The 15,029-nt window shown below is 52.0% G+C and carries 14 protein-coding genes; 8 read left to right on the top strand and 6 right to left on the bottom strand.

Annotated elements, in window-relative coordinates:
* Positions 1-40: 40 nt before the first annotated feature.
* The 3 genes from DWB84_RS12775 to DWB84_RS12765 all read right to left on the bottom strand — a co-directional run bounded on the left by DWB84_RS12775 (position 41) and on the right by DWB84_RS12765 (position 6,039).
* Positions 41-3,472, bottom strand: coding sequence for a DUF2126 domain-containing protein (locus DWB84_RS12775; protein WP_187410203.1), 3,432 nt, complete (start codon positions 3,470-3,472; stop codon positions 41-43).
* Between the two features lie 189 nt (positions 3,473-3,661).
* Positions 3,662-4,588 carry an alpha-E domain-containing protein gene (locus DWB84_RS12770; protein ID WP_187410202.1) on the bottom strand — a complete coding sequence of 309 codons (927 nt, stop codon included), beginning with the start codon at positions 4,586-4,588 and terminating at the stop codon, positions 3,662-3,664.
* The gene (locus DWB84_RS12765; protein ID WP_187410201.1) at positions 4,588-6,039 is read right to left on the bottom strand and encodes a circularly permuted type 2 ATP-grasp protein; all 1,452 of its coding nucleotides are present in this window, start codon (positions 6,037-6,039) and stop codon (positions 4,588-4,590) included. Before DWB84_RS12765 ends, DWB84_RS12770 begins: the two co-directional genes overlap by 1 nt.
* Before the next feature lie 449 nt (positions 6,040-6,488).
* On the opposite strand from DWB84_RS12765, the gene DWB84_RS12760 reads away from it, so the two are divergent.
* From DWB84_RS12760 to DWB84_RS12725, 8 genes are all read left to right on the top strand, one after another.
* Positions 6,489-6,785 (top strand): hypothetical protein, encoded by a 297-nt coding sequence (locus DWB84_RS12760; RefSeq protein ID WP_187410200.1) that lies wholly within the window; start codon positions 6,489-6,491, stop codon positions 6,783-6,785.
* Between the two features lie 72 nt (positions 6,786-6,857).
* Positions 6,858-8,354, top strand: a complete 1,497-nt coding sequence (locus tag DWB84_RS12755; protein ID WP_187410199.1) for a methyl-accepting chemotaxis protein — start codon at positions 6,858-6,860, stop codon at positions 8,352-8,354.
* Between the two features lie 117 nt (positions 8,355-8,471).
* Positions 8,472-8,864, top strand: coding sequence for a phosphoribosyl-AMP cyclohydrolase (gene hisI, locus DWB84_RS12750; protein ID WP_187410198.1), 393 nt, complete (start codon positions 8,472-8,474; stop codon positions 8,862-8,864).
* A 36-nt stretch (positions 8,865-8,900) separates the two neighbouring features.
* Complete coding sequence (locus DWB84_RS12745) at positions 8,901-9,233, top strand: phosphoribosyl-ATP diphosphatase (protein WP_187410197.1); 333 nt, start codon at positions 8,901-8,903, stop codon at positions 9,231-9,233.
* Positions 9,234-9,366: 133 nt separating this feature from the next.
* Complete coding sequence (tatA, locus tag DWB84_RS12740) at positions 9,367-9,609, top strand: Sec-independent protein translocase subunit TatA (protein WP_187410196.1); 243 nt, start codon at positions 9,367-9,369, stop codon at positions 9,607-9,609.
* A gap of 12 nt (positions 9,610-9,621) precedes the next feature.
* Complete coding sequence (tatB, locus tag DWB84_RS12735; RefSeq protein WP_370589712.1) at positions 9,622-10,065, top strand: Sec-independent protein translocase protein TatB; 444 nt, start codon at positions 9,622-9,624, stop codon at positions 10,063-10,065.
* Positions 10,066-10,071: 6 nt separating this feature from the next.
* The gene (gene tatC, locus DWB84_RS12730; protein WP_187410194.1) at positions 10,072-10,848 is read left to right on the top strand and encodes a twin-arginine translocase subunit TatC; all 777 of its coding nucleotides are present in this window, start codon (positions 10,072-10,074) and stop codon (positions 10,846-10,848) included.
* A gap of 43 nt (positions 10,849-10,891) precedes the next feature.
* Positions 10,892-11,584, top strand: coding sequence for a DUF6445 family protein (locus DWB84_RS12725; RefSeq protein WP_222868181.1), 693 nt, complete (start codon positions 10,892-10,894; stop codon positions 11,582-11,584).
* Between the two features lie 21 nt (positions 11,585-11,605).
* On the opposite strand, the gene DWB84_RS12720 is transcribed toward DWB84_RS12725, so the two are convergent.
* The 3 genes from DWB84_RS12720 to DWB84_RS12710 form a co-directional block, all read right to left on the bottom strand.
* Complete coding sequence (locus DWB84_RS12720; RefSeq protein WP_222868180.1) at positions 11,606-13,099, bottom strand: tryptophan halogenase family protein; 1,494 nt, start codon at positions 13,097-13,099, stop codon at positions 11,606-11,608.
* Between the two features lie 44 nt (positions 13,100-13,143).
* Complete coding sequence (locus tag DWB84_RS12715; RefSeq protein WP_187410192.1) at positions 13,144-14,151, bottom strand: cupin-like domain-containing protein; 1,008 nt, start codon at positions 14,149-14,151, stop codon at positions 13,144-13,146.
* A 130-nt stretch (positions 14,152-14,281) separates the two neighbouring features.
* Entirely contained in the window at positions 14,282-15,007 is a 726-nt protein-coding gene (locus DWB84_RS12710) for a SapC family protein (RefSeq protein ID WP_187410191.1), read from the bottom strand.
* Positions 15,008-15,029: the final 22 nt, after the last annotated feature.

Here is a 15,029-nt window from a genome sequence, read left to right as displayed (position 1 = left end):
TCACCGGCCATTTTCCGGTCTGGCCAAATTTTCGCCACCATCAGGTCTCAAAAAGGCGACGCAAGTCCAAGGTATGTGGATATTCCCCCGTTGATTCCGGCGCCGGAGGTGTCATTGGGCGCGACTCTGTATGTGGTTTAAGCACCCGTTTCGCATCCACCCAGGGCCTTGGCGTATAAGGTCCTTGAGTGTGGCCTATATCGGTAAACCGATTGACCCGTCGCGCCTCTGCTTCAAACGCATTCACCGGGAAGGTGTCGTAATTGCGTCCGCCCGGGTGCGATACGTAGTAGGTACAACCGCCGATGGAGCGGCCATTCCAGGTATCGACCAGATCAAACACCAAAGGTGCGTGCACGCCTATGGTGGGGTGCAACGCCGATGGCGGCTGCCAAGCCCGGTAGCGCACGCCCGCAACATACTCGCCATGGCGCCCGGTCGGATTCATAGGTACACGGCGGCCGTTACACACCACAATATAGCGGCTATCGGTCAAACCGGTAGCTTTGATCTGCACCCGCTCGACTGATGAGTCCACATAACGCGCCGTGCCGAAACTGCCCACTTCCTCGCCCAACACGTGCCAGGGTTCGATGGCCCAGCGCAGCTCCAGCGAGGCATCATCCAACTGCACTCGCCCGTAGTGAGGGAAACGGAATTCCTCGAACGGCAACAGCCAATCGAGATCGAATTCGATGCCGTGCTCGTTCAAATCTTTGACCACGTCCTTAACATCTGCCCAAACATAGTGCGGCAGCATAAAGCGGTCATGCAGCAAGGTTCCCCAGCGCACCAGGGGTTTGTGGTAGGGCTCTTTCCAGAAGCGCGCCAGCAAACTTCTTAAAAGCAGGGTTTGTACCAGCGCCATGCGCTCGTGCGGCGGCATTTCAAAACCGCGGAATTCCAACAGGCCGAGACGGCCGGTGCTGGAACCCGGCGCATAGAGTTTGTCGATGCAGAATTCCGCCCGGTGGGTATTGCCGGTGACATCGATCAACAAGTTGCGCAGCAGGCGATCCACCAGCCAGGGCTGATTGACTATGCCGTTGGGCATCTGCTGGAAGGCGACCTCCAGCTCGTACAACATCTCGTCGCGACCTTCATCGACCCGTGGAGCCTGGGAAGTGGGGCCGATAAACATGCCGGAAAACAGGTAGGACAAGCTCGGATGGTGCTGCCAGAAGGTGATAAAGCTGCGCAGCACATCGGGACGGCGCAGGAACGGGCTGTCTGCCGGAGTGGCGCCACCCATGGTGACGTGGTTGCCGCCACCGGTGCCGGTGTGGCGGCCGTCGAGCATGAATTTTTCCGTGGCGAGGCGCGCCTGACGCGCTTCTTCGTACAGGGCCGTGGTGGTTTCCACCAACTCTTGCCAATTGCTGGCCGGGTGGATATTCACTTCGATGACACCCGGGTCTGGCGTCACCAACAGCTTGACCAGACGTGAGTCGCGCGGCGGCTCGTAGCCTTCGATCACAATGGGCAGATTCAAATCCTCTGCCGTAGCCTCCAGACACGCCACCAGATTGAGATAGTGCTCCAGCTGGGTCAGCGGCGGCATAAATACATGCAAACGACCGTGGCGCGGCTCGACGCACAAGCAAGTGCGCAGCACTTCCCAATACTCGCGAATCGTCTCTTTGACCTTGCCCGGCTTGGGTTTGCCTTCGTCATCGCGCGGCTGAGGCTGGCGCAGGATCTGGGCGTCTTGCACCAGATAAGCTGGTGGAGACAGGGTTTGCTGCTCGATCAGGTCATATTGGGTGATCATTTCGTTGTGTTTGGGCAGCGTGTCGGCTGGAGCCCAAGGATCGCGTTCTACCTCAATTTCCCGCAGGGTCTCTTCCACAAACGGCAGATCGTTCAGCGGCAGGCGCAGACCTATAGGGGAGTCGCCCGGAATCAGCACCATGCGACCGCGACGCGTCTGCCAATTGCTGCTACACCAGTGCGCCGTACCGAAGTTCCACGCCAGGGGTAAAACGTATCCAGTAGGAGTGCCAATGCCCTGTTCCAGCACCCGCGCCAAGCGGCGGCGCGCCAGGGAGTCTTTGGCGCTGGCGATCTCAGCGTCGAGATTGACGGGCAAATTCTGCTCTTGCAGCAGGTAATGCAGGCCGTCTTCATAGGCGGGCTGGCAAAAGCTGTCCCATAAGCCCAGACGATTGCACAAGTGCTTTAGGAAGCGTTCGGCGTCGTTGATGGTGTGGCCGTAGTCCTTATCCACCCGCGCCAAATATTTCGGGTTGAACCATAGAGATTCACCATCTTTGCGCCAGAACAGGCCGAGTGCCCAGCGGGGGATTTCTTCGCCCGGGTACCACTTGCCCTGGCCGTAGTGCAGAAGTCCAAAGGGGGCAAAACGGTCGCGCAGGCGCAGCAGCAAATCCTTGGCGAGGCGCAATTTATCCGCACCCAATGCCTCAGTGTTCCACTGGGCGGATTCCATATCGTCGACCGAGACAAAGGTCGGCTCACCTCCCATGGTCAGGCGCACGTCCTGTTCATTCAGCAAGTGGTCGACCTTGTCGCCCAGTTGCATGACGGCGTCCCATTGATCTTCGGTATAGGGTTTGGTTACGCGTGGATCTTCATGGACGCGCGCAACCGTGTTGCTGAAGGAGAACTCCACTTCGCATTTGTCGGTGTAGCCGGTTATGGGGGCTGCCGATACAGGATCGGGCGTACAGGCCAGGGGAATATGGCCCTCACCGGCAAACAGGCCAGACGTAGGATCTAGCCCCACCCAGCCAGCGCCAGGCAAATAGACTTCACACCAAGCGTGCAGGTCGGTGAAATCCTCTTCCGCACCGGAAGGGCCATCCAGGGATTTGGTATCGGGTTTGAGCTGCACCAGATAACCCGACGCAAAGCGCGCGGCCAAACCGAAATGGCGCAGCAACTGCACCAGCAACCAGGCGGAGTCGCGGCAGGAACCGCGGGCGAGCTTGAGCGTTTCCTCCGGCGCCTGCACCCCGGGTTCCATACGAATGGTGTATTCAATTTCCTTCTGCAGGCGCTGGTTGAATTCGACGAGCAAATCAATGGTGCGCCATTTTTTATTCAGATCCACCGACGCCAGCCAGCGGGTAAACAGCGGCCCGCCTTCCAGCACTTCCAGGTAGGGCGCCAGCTCCTTCAGGGTTTGTTTGTCGTAGTTGAAGGGGTAATGGGTGGCGTACTCCTCGAGGAAAAAATCGAACGGATTGATCACCGTCATATCGGCGATGACTTCCACCTCCACCGCCAGACGGCGGGTTTTCTCCGGAAATACCAGACGCGCAAGATAGTTGCCGAAGGCGTCCTGCTGCCAGTTGATAAAGTGATTTTCCGGCTGAATTTTCAAGCTGTAGCTGTGAATCCGGGTGCGACAGTGGGGCGCGGGACGCAGGCGCACCGTGTGGGGAGACAGATTGATCGGCCGGTCAAAGTCGTAATAAGTGTTATGCCGAATTGCCACTCGTATGGTCATGGTGATTGCATCCTAATCGGTCTCGATCCACCCCGACCTCCCCTGAGCCAAGATCGGCCCGCTCTGAAAAGGGGTATGGAAGGGGGCTGGATTTGAAGGTCCGGTTTAAATTCGTTGAATTCTCCTAACCCCACCCCAATCCTCGCCAGGAAACTCACCTGCAAGATCACATCGGGAGGGGTCAGCGGTTTAGTTAAACCACTGCTTGGCGAAAACCGCGTGCAGCTGCCCCAACTCCACCTGGAGCTGGTTCAAGTATTCCCGCGTGGACTCGCCCAGGTCTGAGTAGTCCACCCCTTTGAATATCCGCCCCTGCAGCGCCTTGATGTATTTGCTGACCGGCTCGCAGCGCGGCAACTTAGCGGCGGAGTCGGCGATAGCGTTGAGGCAGTGGGCAATAGTGCGCGGGAACTGCGGGTCTTCCAGCAGATACTGGGCGACGTCGGCGCCTTGCACGGCCGCGCGCAGTTTGCGTCGGTAGGATTGTTCGCCGCCGAGAGAGCGCAGCACATTGCCCCAGATAATCTGCCGGGCATTGACCGCCGCTTCGTTGGCTTCGGTTTGGACTATGGCGACACAACCGGCGTCGAGCAGGCGTGTGGTCATATCCGCGCGTTCGAGGTTGCGCCCCAGGCGCAGGAAGTCCCATGCTTCATCGTGCGTCATGGTGCCGTACAGCAAACCGTTGATGCGCTGGCAGCCGCGAATGATGCCTTCCAGACAGTCGTGGCGCTGGCCGCGGTTGAGCGCTTTGGCGCTGTTTTCACTGACGAAGATGGACAGCTCGTTGATCATCTCCCAGGTATCCGCCGGCACCACATCGCGGGTGGTGCGCACGTTTTCCCGCACCATGTTCAGCGAGGTCACCACAGAAACAGGATTGCTTTCATCGGCGAGCAGAAACTTCACCACATTGCGCTCGTCCTGCACCTTGTAGCGTTCCATAAAAGAGTCTTCCAGGCAGCTCAGGCGCACCAGGTTGTACCAGCCGAGATTGACGCCTTTGGGCAAGTCGAGCAGCAGATTGGTATAGACGGCCACCAGACGCGCGGTATTTTCCACGCGTTCGATATAGCGGGCAGTCCAATAAACTCGTTCGGCAACTTTGGACAGCATCAGTAATTCACCTCCGTATCCACCACCCAGGTATCTTTACTGCCGCCACCTTGAGACGAGTTGACGACCAGAGAACCCTTGCGCATGGCGACTCGTGTCAGGCCGCCAGTGGTGACGTAGATATCCGAGGACTGCAGGATAAACGGCCGCAAATCCAGGTGGCGCGGCTCCAGATGATTGCCGATCAAAGTGGGCGCAGTAGAGAGCGACAAAGTCGGCTGCGCGATGTAATTGCGCGGATTGGCTTTGATCAGTTCGGCAAATTCAGCGCGTTCTTTTTTGCTGGCGTGAGGACCGATCAACATGCCGTAACCGCCGGACTCGTTCGCCGGTTTCACCACCAATTTATCCAGGTTGGCCAGCACATATTCGCGCTGCTTATCGTCAAAACAGAGATAGGTTTCCACGTTGGGGACAATCGGATCTTGATCCAGATAGTAACGAATGATGTCCGGCACATAGGCGTATACCACTTTGTCGTCCGCCACTCCGGCGCCCGGCGCATTAGCCATACCGACATTGCCTTTGCGCCATGCGCGCATCAAACCGGGTACCCCGAGAACAGAATCCGGATGAAAAACTTCCGGGTCGAGGAACATATCGTCGATGCGGCGATAGATCACATCCACGCGTTCCAGGCCGGCGACGGTCTTCATATACACGCAGTCGTCCTGCACCACGAGATCGCTTCCTTCCACCAATTCCGCCCCCATTTGTTGCGCGAGGAAGGCGTGCTCAAAATAGGCAGAGTTATAAATCCCCGGTGTCAGCACCACCACCACCGGCTGTTTGATTTTGCGCGGCGACAGCGAGATGAGCATGTCGAACAGTCGCTCGCAGTAATCATTTACCGGTTCGATATGAACTTTTTCGAATAAATCGGGTAATACCCGTTTAGTGATTGCGCGGTTCTCCAACATATAGGCAACGCCGGAGGGCACACGCAGATTATCCTCCAACACATAAAACTCACCGTCCTTATCGCGCACCAAATCGGTGCCACAGATATGCGCCCACACCCCAAAAGGGGGCGAAACACCAACGCATTCGGGACGGAAATTTTTGGATTGTTTGATGATGTAATCGGGCACTACACCATCCTTCAGAATTTTTTGCTCGTGATAAAGATCATCAATAAAAAGATTGAGAGCCTGCAGACGTTGTTTTAGTCCGGCAGCGGTTTTATCCCATTGTTTTTTTGCGATGGTTCGCGGAATGATATCGAACGGCCAAGCGCGATCGATATTTCCTTCTTCGGTATAAACCGTAAAAGTCACGCCCAATTCGCGAATCGTCGCTTCTGCGGCTTGGCGTCTTTGTTCAATTTCGTCTTGCCGCAGCGATTTTAAATATGAGATCAAGCGGCGCGCCGGTTTGCGAGGATTACCGGGGCTGCTGAAAAGCTCATCATAAAAATCGGCGGGAGAATAATCGCTCCAATTAATCGTCATAGATGATTCCGGCTGAGGGGTGTGGTGAACGCTAAGCGAAGCTTGGGGAGGTCTTGAAAGTCGTGAGGGACCACTGAGTGTAGGTCGAGTTTGAATATTTGCCTGTTCTGCACCTGCTTTCACAAAAATATTCCGATATCTTGCACACATAGTTCGTGCAATCAGATTTCGTGCCAATGCCTCGCTCGCTTGTCTCAAGTTTTTTGTGTGGCTGCCGATAACTTTTTTAGAACGTTTTTGTTGAGGATTTTTGGATCGCTGTTAAACAGCGCATAAGGATTTATGACTGGCGACGAATGGAGCTCAGAAGCAGATAAGAATAGAGGTTGGCGCGGCCGTTCTGCGGTTTACAAGCGACCACCCTGTGCTAAGTTTAAATTAACATAAATGCCCCATCGCAGTTCCGACATTTCCGTCTGGATATGGGGCCGAAGTTGTATGAGAGTCCCATGAGCGCACAAAGATTTACCCCAAACCCCGCGTCATCCCAAAGCACTTCCATTCATTCCAAACGCCCTGTCGGTGTTAATGGACGGACAAAAAAGGCGATTGCGTTGTTTGGTACTGCACTCATGGTTGCGGTCGCCACTACCATTCCTGTGCAAAGGCATGCTCCATCCGAGAGCATCGCCGCACAAGGCCACGCCAAACGGTATTTGCGTATCAACGAGTACCTCTTCCACGGCGTTCAAAAGAAAACTGCTATTGCGTTTCACTCAGCAGAAATCGACAACACACACGTGTAATCCACATTCAACCGGCAGCTCGGATCAGGACGATCTCTGCCGATGCGAAGCGTACGCAGGAACTATAACTTTATGATCACACGATCTCTCTCGACGAAATTGATGATCGCTCTTTCGGTCGCCATGGTGGTGGTTTCCATCGCGGTTTTATTGGTGGCTTATAAGATCATCGAAGCGCAACAAAAACATTCTTTTGAAGCGGATATAAACGCGCAGATTGAGTTGGCCAACTCGGCATTTTCGGAAGCGGTTTTCGCTTACGACTTCCAGCAAATCGAGGCCATCGCCAAATCTTTCGTCAAAACGGATTTGGTCAACGAAATCAAAGTATTCGACCACCGCGGAAAAACACTGGCCTCAGCTCAGGAAGTTGGCACTGTTGATTATTCACCAAAAGTTGGTCGCACCGGTGTTGAAATCAAACGCGGTGAGGATGTGATCGGTCGTTACGATATCGTTTTCTCTACCCAGAGCCTGCAAGCAATTCTGGCTCAGCAAATTCGCGTCAGCGCCATAGTGGTCATCATCTTGTTGATCGCCAGCCTGGCGACAGTTCACTTCCTGTCGCGCAAACTGATTATTTATCCTGTCAATCAGATCAGCGAATCCCTGAGACTCATTGCCGCAGGTGGTGGCGATCTGACTCGTCGCCTGCCCACCGACAGCGGTGACGAAGTGGCCGAGCTCGCCAACAATTTCAACTTGGTGATGGAGCAGATCGGCTCGATCATCAAAAACGTCACAGTAGTCACGGAAAAAGTTCGCCATAATGTGCGCGTCATGTCCGGCGCTACCGACAGCACTGTCACCTCCACCAGCCAGCAGCTGCGCGAAATCGAACAAATCGCTGCCGCGCTGCAGGAGCTGTCGCATTCCGCTGACGAAGTCGCCCGTCACGCCAGCGCCACGGCCGACCGCACCCGCGAGACCGCGCGTTTTGCCGAGCAGGGCTCACAAGTCGTGTCGTCTTCCCGTGATACCGTCAATCGCCTGACCGATCAGATCCGCGCCACCGCAGAGAAGATCAACACCCTCAAACACAGCAGTGAAAACATCGGCTCTGTGATGGAGGTCATCCGCTCCATCGCCGAACAGACCAACCTACTCGCCCTCAACGCCGCTATTGAAGCTGCGCGCGCGGGTGAACAAGGCCGCGGTTTTGCCGTGGTCGCTGACGAAGTCCGCTCACTGGCGCAAAAAACCCAGGCTTCCACCGAAGAAATCGGCTCGATCATCGTGCAATTACAACGCGCTGCCGATGAAGCTCATCAGTCGATGAACACCAGTATTGCCTCCGTACAGGAAACCCTGGAAACCTCCACCAAGGTGGAAGAGTCGCTCAACCGCATCCGCGCCAATATCGACACCATCAATGAGATGAACCACCAGATCGCCACCGCGTCCGACGAGCAGAGCTCGGTCGCCAACGAGGTGAGCAAAAACATCACGGCGATTCACTCTCTGTCTGAGCGTGTATCCGACAACGCCAAGGTCATTTCCGACAACGGCAACCAGCTCGAAGCCGAAAGTGTTGAGCTGAAGCGCCAGATGGACAGTTTCAAAATTTGATCCTTCCGCACCCGCCGTACCAAACGGCGGGTCGATTTCCCCTCTGCCGCTCTGGGCGCTCGATAACAAGATCGGGTAGACTGCTCCCCCTATTGTGACCACTCTTGCCAAATTGCTATGACCCAGGCCGCATTCTTAGACGAAGTCAAATGGAACTCCGAAGGGCTGGTGCCCGCTATAGCTCAGGACGCCCGCTCCGGCAGGATCCTGATGATGGCCTGGATGAACCGCGAAGCACTCTGCCTGACCATTGAGAAACGCGAAGCGGTGTACTGGTCGCGCTCGCGCAACAAGCTGTGGCACAAAGGCGAGACCTCCGGCCATCAGCAAAGTGTCGAGGAAATCCGTCTCGATTGCGATGGCGACGTCATAGTGCTGCAAGTGCAGCAAAAAGGCGGCATCGCTTGTCATACCGGCCGCGAATCCTGCTTTTACCGGGTGCTGCGCGACGGCGAATGGCAAGCGGCGGACCCGGTTCTCAAAGCGCCCGAGGATATCTACGGAGCTTGAGCGCGAAGTAAATTTCTCAATCTGAAGAACAAATAAATGAACGACATACTCAAAGAGCTCACCACAGTACTCGAAGATCGCAAAAACAACGCTAGTCCAGAGTCTTCCTACGTGGCTCAGCTCCACCACAAGGGCCTGAATCAGATCCTGAAAAAGCTCGGAGAAGAGTGCTCAGAGACGATTATTGCCGCGAAAGACGCAGAGTTGAGCGGTGATACGAGTCACGTAATATATGAAACAGCGGATTTATGGTTTCATTCTTTGGTAATGTTGTCGCATCTTGGCACTAATGCGGACGCCGTGCTGGCAGAGCTCGCGCGGCGTTTTAATTTGTCCGGATTGACGGAAAAGGCCATGCGCCAGTCATAAGTATGAAAGATAACTGTCATAGGTTATGGCGGTAGAGACCAACTCAACCTTGAGATGGCTTCTATATTTAAACGGTCTACCAACACACAGGCGGCCAATATCTTGGGCTATTTAGTAATTTAAAGGTGTATTTATGGGAATCGGCGGCATCAGCATTTGGCAACTCCTTATTATCCTGGTCATCGTCCTGCTGTTATTCGGAACCAAACGCTTGAAAAATCTCGGCGGCGACCTGGGTGGTGCCATCAAAGGCTTTAAAAAAGCCCTGACCGACGAAGAGAACAAAGACGAATCTGCGGAAGTGAAACGAGTCGCGGAAGACGCCAAAACCAAAACCGAAGCCGAACAGCCTAAATCTGAAACCAAACAGTCTTAAGCCGTGTTCGACGTGAGCTTTTTCGAACTTCTTGTTATCGGCGTAGTAGCCCTTATCGTGATAGGTCCCGAGCGCCTGCCGGGCACTGTGCGCACCTGTGCGCTGTGGATCGGCAGGATCAAACGAAGCCTGGCGGAAACGCGACGAGAGCTGGAAAAACATATAGGCGCCGATGAAATCCGCCGGGAGCTTCATAATGAACAGGTTCTGTATAACCTGGAAAAAATGAAGGATACCCGCCTGGAACTCGAAGCCAGGATACGCGAGTTCGAAAACGGGAACTTGTTGACCGGCGAAGCGCAATCCTCCGCGCCCCCAGCCTCCTCGGATCACACCGAAGGCCAATCTTCCCCTACGGTACAAACCGACTCCCAAGAACCACCAAGCGCTCAATCCGAAAGTTCAGCTCCGCTTTCCAGCGACAGCTCGTCCGCGGATGACCGCTCCAAGCATTGATGGTTTATGACGCATAACAACGAACCGGAAGAACAGCTGCCCGCTCAGCCGTTTATCGAGCACCTTATCGAGCTGCGCACCCGCCTGCTGAAGGCCATAGTGGTGCTGATCGTGATTTTGTGCGGCCTGCTGTATTTCTCTAACGATATTTACGAATTCGTCGCCGACCCGTTGCTCAAGCACCTCCCGGCGGAAAGCAACAGCAGCCTGATCGTCACCGATGTTACGCAGGCCTTCCTGACGCCGTTCAAGCTGACATTTTTTGTGGCCGTTTTTGTCAGCATGCCGTTTTTGCTGTATCAACTCTGGGCGTTTATTGCCCCGGCGCTTTATCAAAATGAAAAATCTCTGGCGATTCCAATTTTTATTTCCAGCGTAATTTTGTTTTATCTCGGCGTGGCGTTTGCGTATTTTGTGGTATTCCCGATGTTATTCGAATTTTTTACCGCAATAGCGCCTCAGTCCGTTACGGTGATGCCGGATATTGCCAGCCATCTCAGTCTGGTTATCAAATTATTTTTTGCCTTCGGATTCGCTTTTGAAATTCCGGTAGCAACCATCATTTTGATTGTCGCTGGTGTAATTTCCCCAGAAGGGCTCGCGCAAAAACGCCCTTACGTTATCGTCGGTTGTTTTGTAATCGGCATGGTGCTGACGCCTCCCGACGTATTTTCACAGGCCATGCTGGCAGTGCCCATGTGGGGATTGTTCGAACTGGGAGTTTTCTTCGGCAAGTTTTTGGTGAAGAAGAAAAGTGAAACCGAAAGTGAAAGCGAAGTCTGATTTTCAAAACAGTCGGTCATATAGACTCTGGTAGTTTCATCAAATGAACTGCAGTTTCAAAACAATAGGAAACGAACATCAGCCATTGATGGTAATAGACGATTTTCATCCTCTACCAGCAGACCTGGTTGAAGCTGCAAGACATCAAAAATTTATTCAAGACAAAACCTCTTACCCGGGTGTTCGGGCACCCGCGCCGCAAGGCTACGCAGAACACCTAGCCCTGACCGTCAACAAGATGGTATTGCCGAGTTTCGGTTTACATAATCGAACTGTCCGCTTCCTCTTTTCAACCTATGCATGCGTGACACGCTCACCGGAAGAACTTCATATTCTTCAGAGGATTCCCCATTTCGATTCAAATGAGCCAGAGCAACTTGCTTGCATCCACTATTTGAGCAGACCAGAGTTGAACTGTGGGGGGACGGCGTTTTACAGGCATGTCAAAACGGGTTTCGAGTATGTCGACAGCCTGCGCGTCGAAACCTATAGCGAAGTTTTAGAAAGGCAGATTCAAAATGGCGAAGTCCCAGATCCGCCGCAATATATTTGTGACAACAGCAATCTGTTTACTCAAATTCACACAGAAGAGGCGGGCTACAATAGATTGGTTATCTACCGTTCGACCAGTCTGCACTCTGGTCTAATCACAAATGAATACAAACATCAGGGTCATCCTGCGGATGGGAGATTAACTATTACTTCCTTTATGAAGTTATCTCCCGTCCAACCTTAATGTCTTTTGGGCAGTTGAAATTTATTGCATGACCCCACTATTGCAGTAGGACTTTAAATAGTCCGCATGGGTGGGCAGCCTACTGACGACCTCATTGATATACCGCCGCATCTTGTCGAAATATTCCCGCAAATCAGCTTCCGATGTGATATCCGCTATCGGATGGTATTCACGCGGGGTAATGCCTTGGCCCAGCATTACTTGATTCCATGAATTTATGGTGAAAAGCTCCTCTGGAGCTCTGAAGATACGGGCAGATTGCTCGTACATCGCCAACCGGTGATGGAGTTTTTCAGGCACTTCCATTTGCCGGCAATAATTCCAAAAATTGGAGTCGCCTCGGTTATTAACTTTATAGTGCAAAATTATGAAGTCTCGCACTTCGGCCATCTCGACGTCCATCTGCCTGTTAAACTCATTCACATCCTCTTCCGATATTTCTTTAATTGGAATAAGACGTATCAATCTTAAGATGGCAGAAGAAATCAAATGGATACTGGTCGATTCCAGCGGCTCCAAAAAGCCACTCGACAAACCAATCGCCACACAGTTTTTATTCCAGCTTTTTCTCCTTTTCCCGGTCTTAAAAGAGATCAAGCGGGGTTCACTCAGTGGAGCTCCCTTGATGTTGTTCAGGAGAACGCCTTTGGCCTCCTCGGCGGAACAATAATCACTGCAAAAAACGAGTCCGTTACCAACTCTATGCTGCAGAGGTATTCGCCATTGCCATCCAAAAGAATGCGCTATTGCGCGAGTGAACGGTACTGGATCTTCAACGGATTCTGTTTGAACCGCAACTGCGCCATTACACGGCAACCAATGCGACCAATCTTCGTAGCCGGTATGCAGAGCCCCCTCCATTAATAGTGCTCTAAACCCCGTACAATCTACGAATAAATCGCCACCGACTTCTTCACCCGATTCAAGAATCAGCGAGCGTATATGACCCGAATGTTCATCCAGTTTGATATGCTTAATTTTTCCCTCCGTCCTGATTACACCATTTTTTTCCGCCATCTCCCGTAGATATTTTGCGTATGCCGTAGCATCCAGATGGTAGGCGTAATTTAAACGCGGCTCAAATTCAGCAGCAAATCTTTTAGCTGCTGCTGCTTGCAACTCTATAGAGTAACTGCCAAAGGCGTCAGCAATTCCTAATTTCTTAGCTCTCAGCCAAAAGTGCTGAAATTCAGCTGCCCAAGTATCTTTACCAGCCGTTCCAAACGAATGGAAATATTCACTGCCGATTTCCTTCCAACCCTCGAATCGGATACCCAATTTAAATGTTGCGTTGGTCTGTCGCATAAAGGTTCGCTCATCAATTCCCAGCAGGCGATGAAAGACCTGCATTGTAGGAATCGTGGACTCGCCAACACCTACAGTACCAATCTGATCTGACTCAATCAGCCTGATCGACAAACGATGTGACATCAACTTACCCAGAGCAGCCGCAGTCATCCAACCTGCTGTGCCACCACCAGCAATTACAATTTTTAGGCGTTCTGGATTTTTCAAGTCTTTTCCTCTACTAAATTCTATTCATTTAATCTAAACAGACTTTAGCGATTAAGCCGATTTAGTAACCAAGCACGAATTTGCCGCGCATTATCTTCATTTAGCGGAGCCAAACATCCCCTGGCTGGCGGCGGTATGTGATCAAATTTATTTTCCTGATCAGAAAAAACATAAAATTCAAACAGTTCACGCCACGCTTTTTTTTCACTTGGGGGCAAATCTCGTATATTTAATATGGCGTGTTTTAATGCCTCAATCCCAGGTCCCATAAAACGCGGAACATCACGCATCCAGTAGTTGATCAGCACGTTGAAGCTGGAACTGGCTTTTACTTGATGCCACCACATTCCCGGGAGAAATAACGCATCTCCCGCTTCTAATTCGGCAACAAAGGCACGCTCCAACGCTTCTTTAAATTTAGGAAATTTGGAAAAATCCGGATTGTCGAAATCAACCATGCTAATGGCCTGACCGGATGGGGTTTTATCAAGTGGCCCCACGTAGAGATTCGCGACTTGGTCAGGCGGAAATACGGTAAACGTTCTGCGCCCCGCGGCGCAGCAGGCCAAGTTGGCAGGCGCATCAAAATGAGCCGCAACAGTGGTTCCATTACCAACCCAAAGGCTGACCAGAGGGGGAGCTGGAGATTCAATGAGAATATTATTCTCAGCACTCAGCCCAGGTAAATACACGTCTACGGTTGTGGACCCTACGTATACCGAAGGAGGCTGCTCGACGTCTTGCAAACGCGCTAACTCTTGCAAAACATAACTTAGCGGGGCTTTCGTGGAGTTAAAATTTAAATCGGTTCCATCTTCTGTATAAAAAAACTTTCCCTTCAGCTCTGGCGGCGTAGAGTAAACAACTACCGGTTTTTCAATGCAGAAATGCTTCAAATACTCAATGGCTTGCTCATTGGACTCTTTAGCACGTTGCACAAGCGGCCAATGGGATATTAGTCCTTTGAAAACTATTGGAGATTGCGAATCCAATATATCTTTGGAGATGGAACCCAACCGAGTTCCATCTATCTCTTTGACTTTTGCAACCATCTAATTCACCACACCAAAAACCGGACTCAACAGTCATAAAGCAAGGCGCGACCATAAAGCAAGACGCGACTTGGGAGAATTACCAGAAGCCACTCAGCCTAGTGCACTCCCGCTACTTCATGTTGCGCCCTCAGCTCCGCGATAATCTCGCCTCTTTTCTTTTTATGAGCGTCTTTATATTACTGAGCGAATCTATTGCCATATAGGCCAACTGCAACAATCCTGATTTATGCATTGCGGCAACCGCCGACTCATTTAAGCCAAACAATTTCTCCTTATTAATTGTGTAAAACATATCCGTCTTAAACTTGGCTTCATTGCGGAATGTTATATCCAAGGTGACCCGCTCTATTAGATCAAGATCAAGAAATTGCGCCATCATCTGCTTGCTGGACGCAATGCCATTATGCATATGCACAAGCGTTTCGCGAACTTCGTTCAAGTAGTCAGTGTTGCCGCCGTTATCCAAAAACACTGGTTGCCCAGTACCATCAGTGCTGATTCTTGGACTATTCATATCCACATGGACAACCATGGTAGGTTCAGAACTGCCCGATTCCTGCTGGAAGCCGATAAAAAATGGCTCTCGCCTAATGACCGCTGGAATATAGTTTGCCTCCCAGTCATCACCTAGAAAGAGATTTTCATTTTCCTCAAAGCCAAAAAATGCGATTGCCTGGAACTCACCAGTATTCTCATCTTTTTGAAATAAAATTGGATATTCTTTGTGAACAGCGGAAAACTCAAACGGGTAAATAACCGCTCCTGCAACAGAGTCGCCAAACTCCTTCTTTTTGGCCGTATTAATACGTAAATTTTTATGATTTATGTTGTTAAGAAGCTCAATTCTAGGCATAGCTCACCTTAATAAGAAGTAC

Source organism: Saccharophagus sp. K07, from assembly GCF_014336955.1.
In the GTDB taxonomy this organism is placed as follows: domain Bacteria; phylum Pseudomonadota; class Gammaproteobacteria; order Pseudomonadales; family Cellvibrionaceae; genus UBA5868.
Note: the sequence above shows the minus strand (reverse complement) of the source record. Positions and strands in the feature narration are given on the sequence as shown.

Excerpts from the sequence above, each read along its gene's own strand:
- DWB84_RS12775 (WP_187410203.1), bottom strand. The coding sequence starts at position 3,472 with ATGACCATACGAGTGGCAATTCGGCATAACACTTATTACGACTTTGAC.
- DWB84_RS12770 (WP_187410202.1), bottom strand. The coding sequence starts at position 4,588 with ATGCTGTCCAAAGTTGCCGAACGAGTTTATTGGACTGCCCGCTATATC.
- DWB84_RS12765 (WP_187410201.1), bottom strand. The coding sequence starts at position 6,039 with ATGACGATTAATTGGAGCGATTATTCTCCCGCCGATTTTTATGATGAG.
- DWB84_RS12760 (WP_187410200.1), top strand. The coding sequence starts at position 6,489 with ATGAGCGCACAAAGATTTACCCCAAACCCCGCGTCATCCCAAAGCACT.
- DWB84_RS12755 (WP_187410199.1), top strand. The coding sequence starts at position 6,858 with ATGATCACACGATCTCTCTCGACGAAATTGATGATCGCTCTTTCGGTC.
- hisI (WP_187410198.1), top strand. The coding sequence starts at position 8,472 with ATGACCCAGGCCGCATTCTTAGACGAAGTCAAATGGAACTCCGAAGGG.
- DWB84_RS12745 (WP_187410197.1), top strand. The coding sequence starts at position 8,901 with ATGAACGACATACTCAAAGAGCTCACCACAGTACTCGAAGATCGCAAA.
- tatA (WP_187410196.1), top strand. The coding sequence starts at position 9,367 with ATGGGAATCGGCGGCATCAGCATTTGGCAACTCCTTATTATCCTGGTC.
- tatC (WP_187410194.1), top strand. The coding sequence starts at position 10,072 with ATGACGCATAACAACGAACCGGAAGAACAGCTGCCCGCTCAGCCGTTT.
- DWB84_RS12725 (WP_222868181.1), top strand. The coding sequence starts at position 10,892 with ATGAACTGCAGTTTCAAAACAATAGGAAACGAACATCAGCCATTGATG.
- DWB84_RS12715 (WP_187410192.1), bottom strand. The coding sequence starts at position 14,151 with ATGGTTGCAAAAGTCAAAGAGATAGATGGAACTCGGTTGGGTTCCATC.
- DWB84_RS12710 (WP_187410191.1), bottom strand. The coding sequence starts at position 15,007 with ATGCCTAGAATTGAGCTTCTTAACAACATAAATCATAAAAATTTACGT.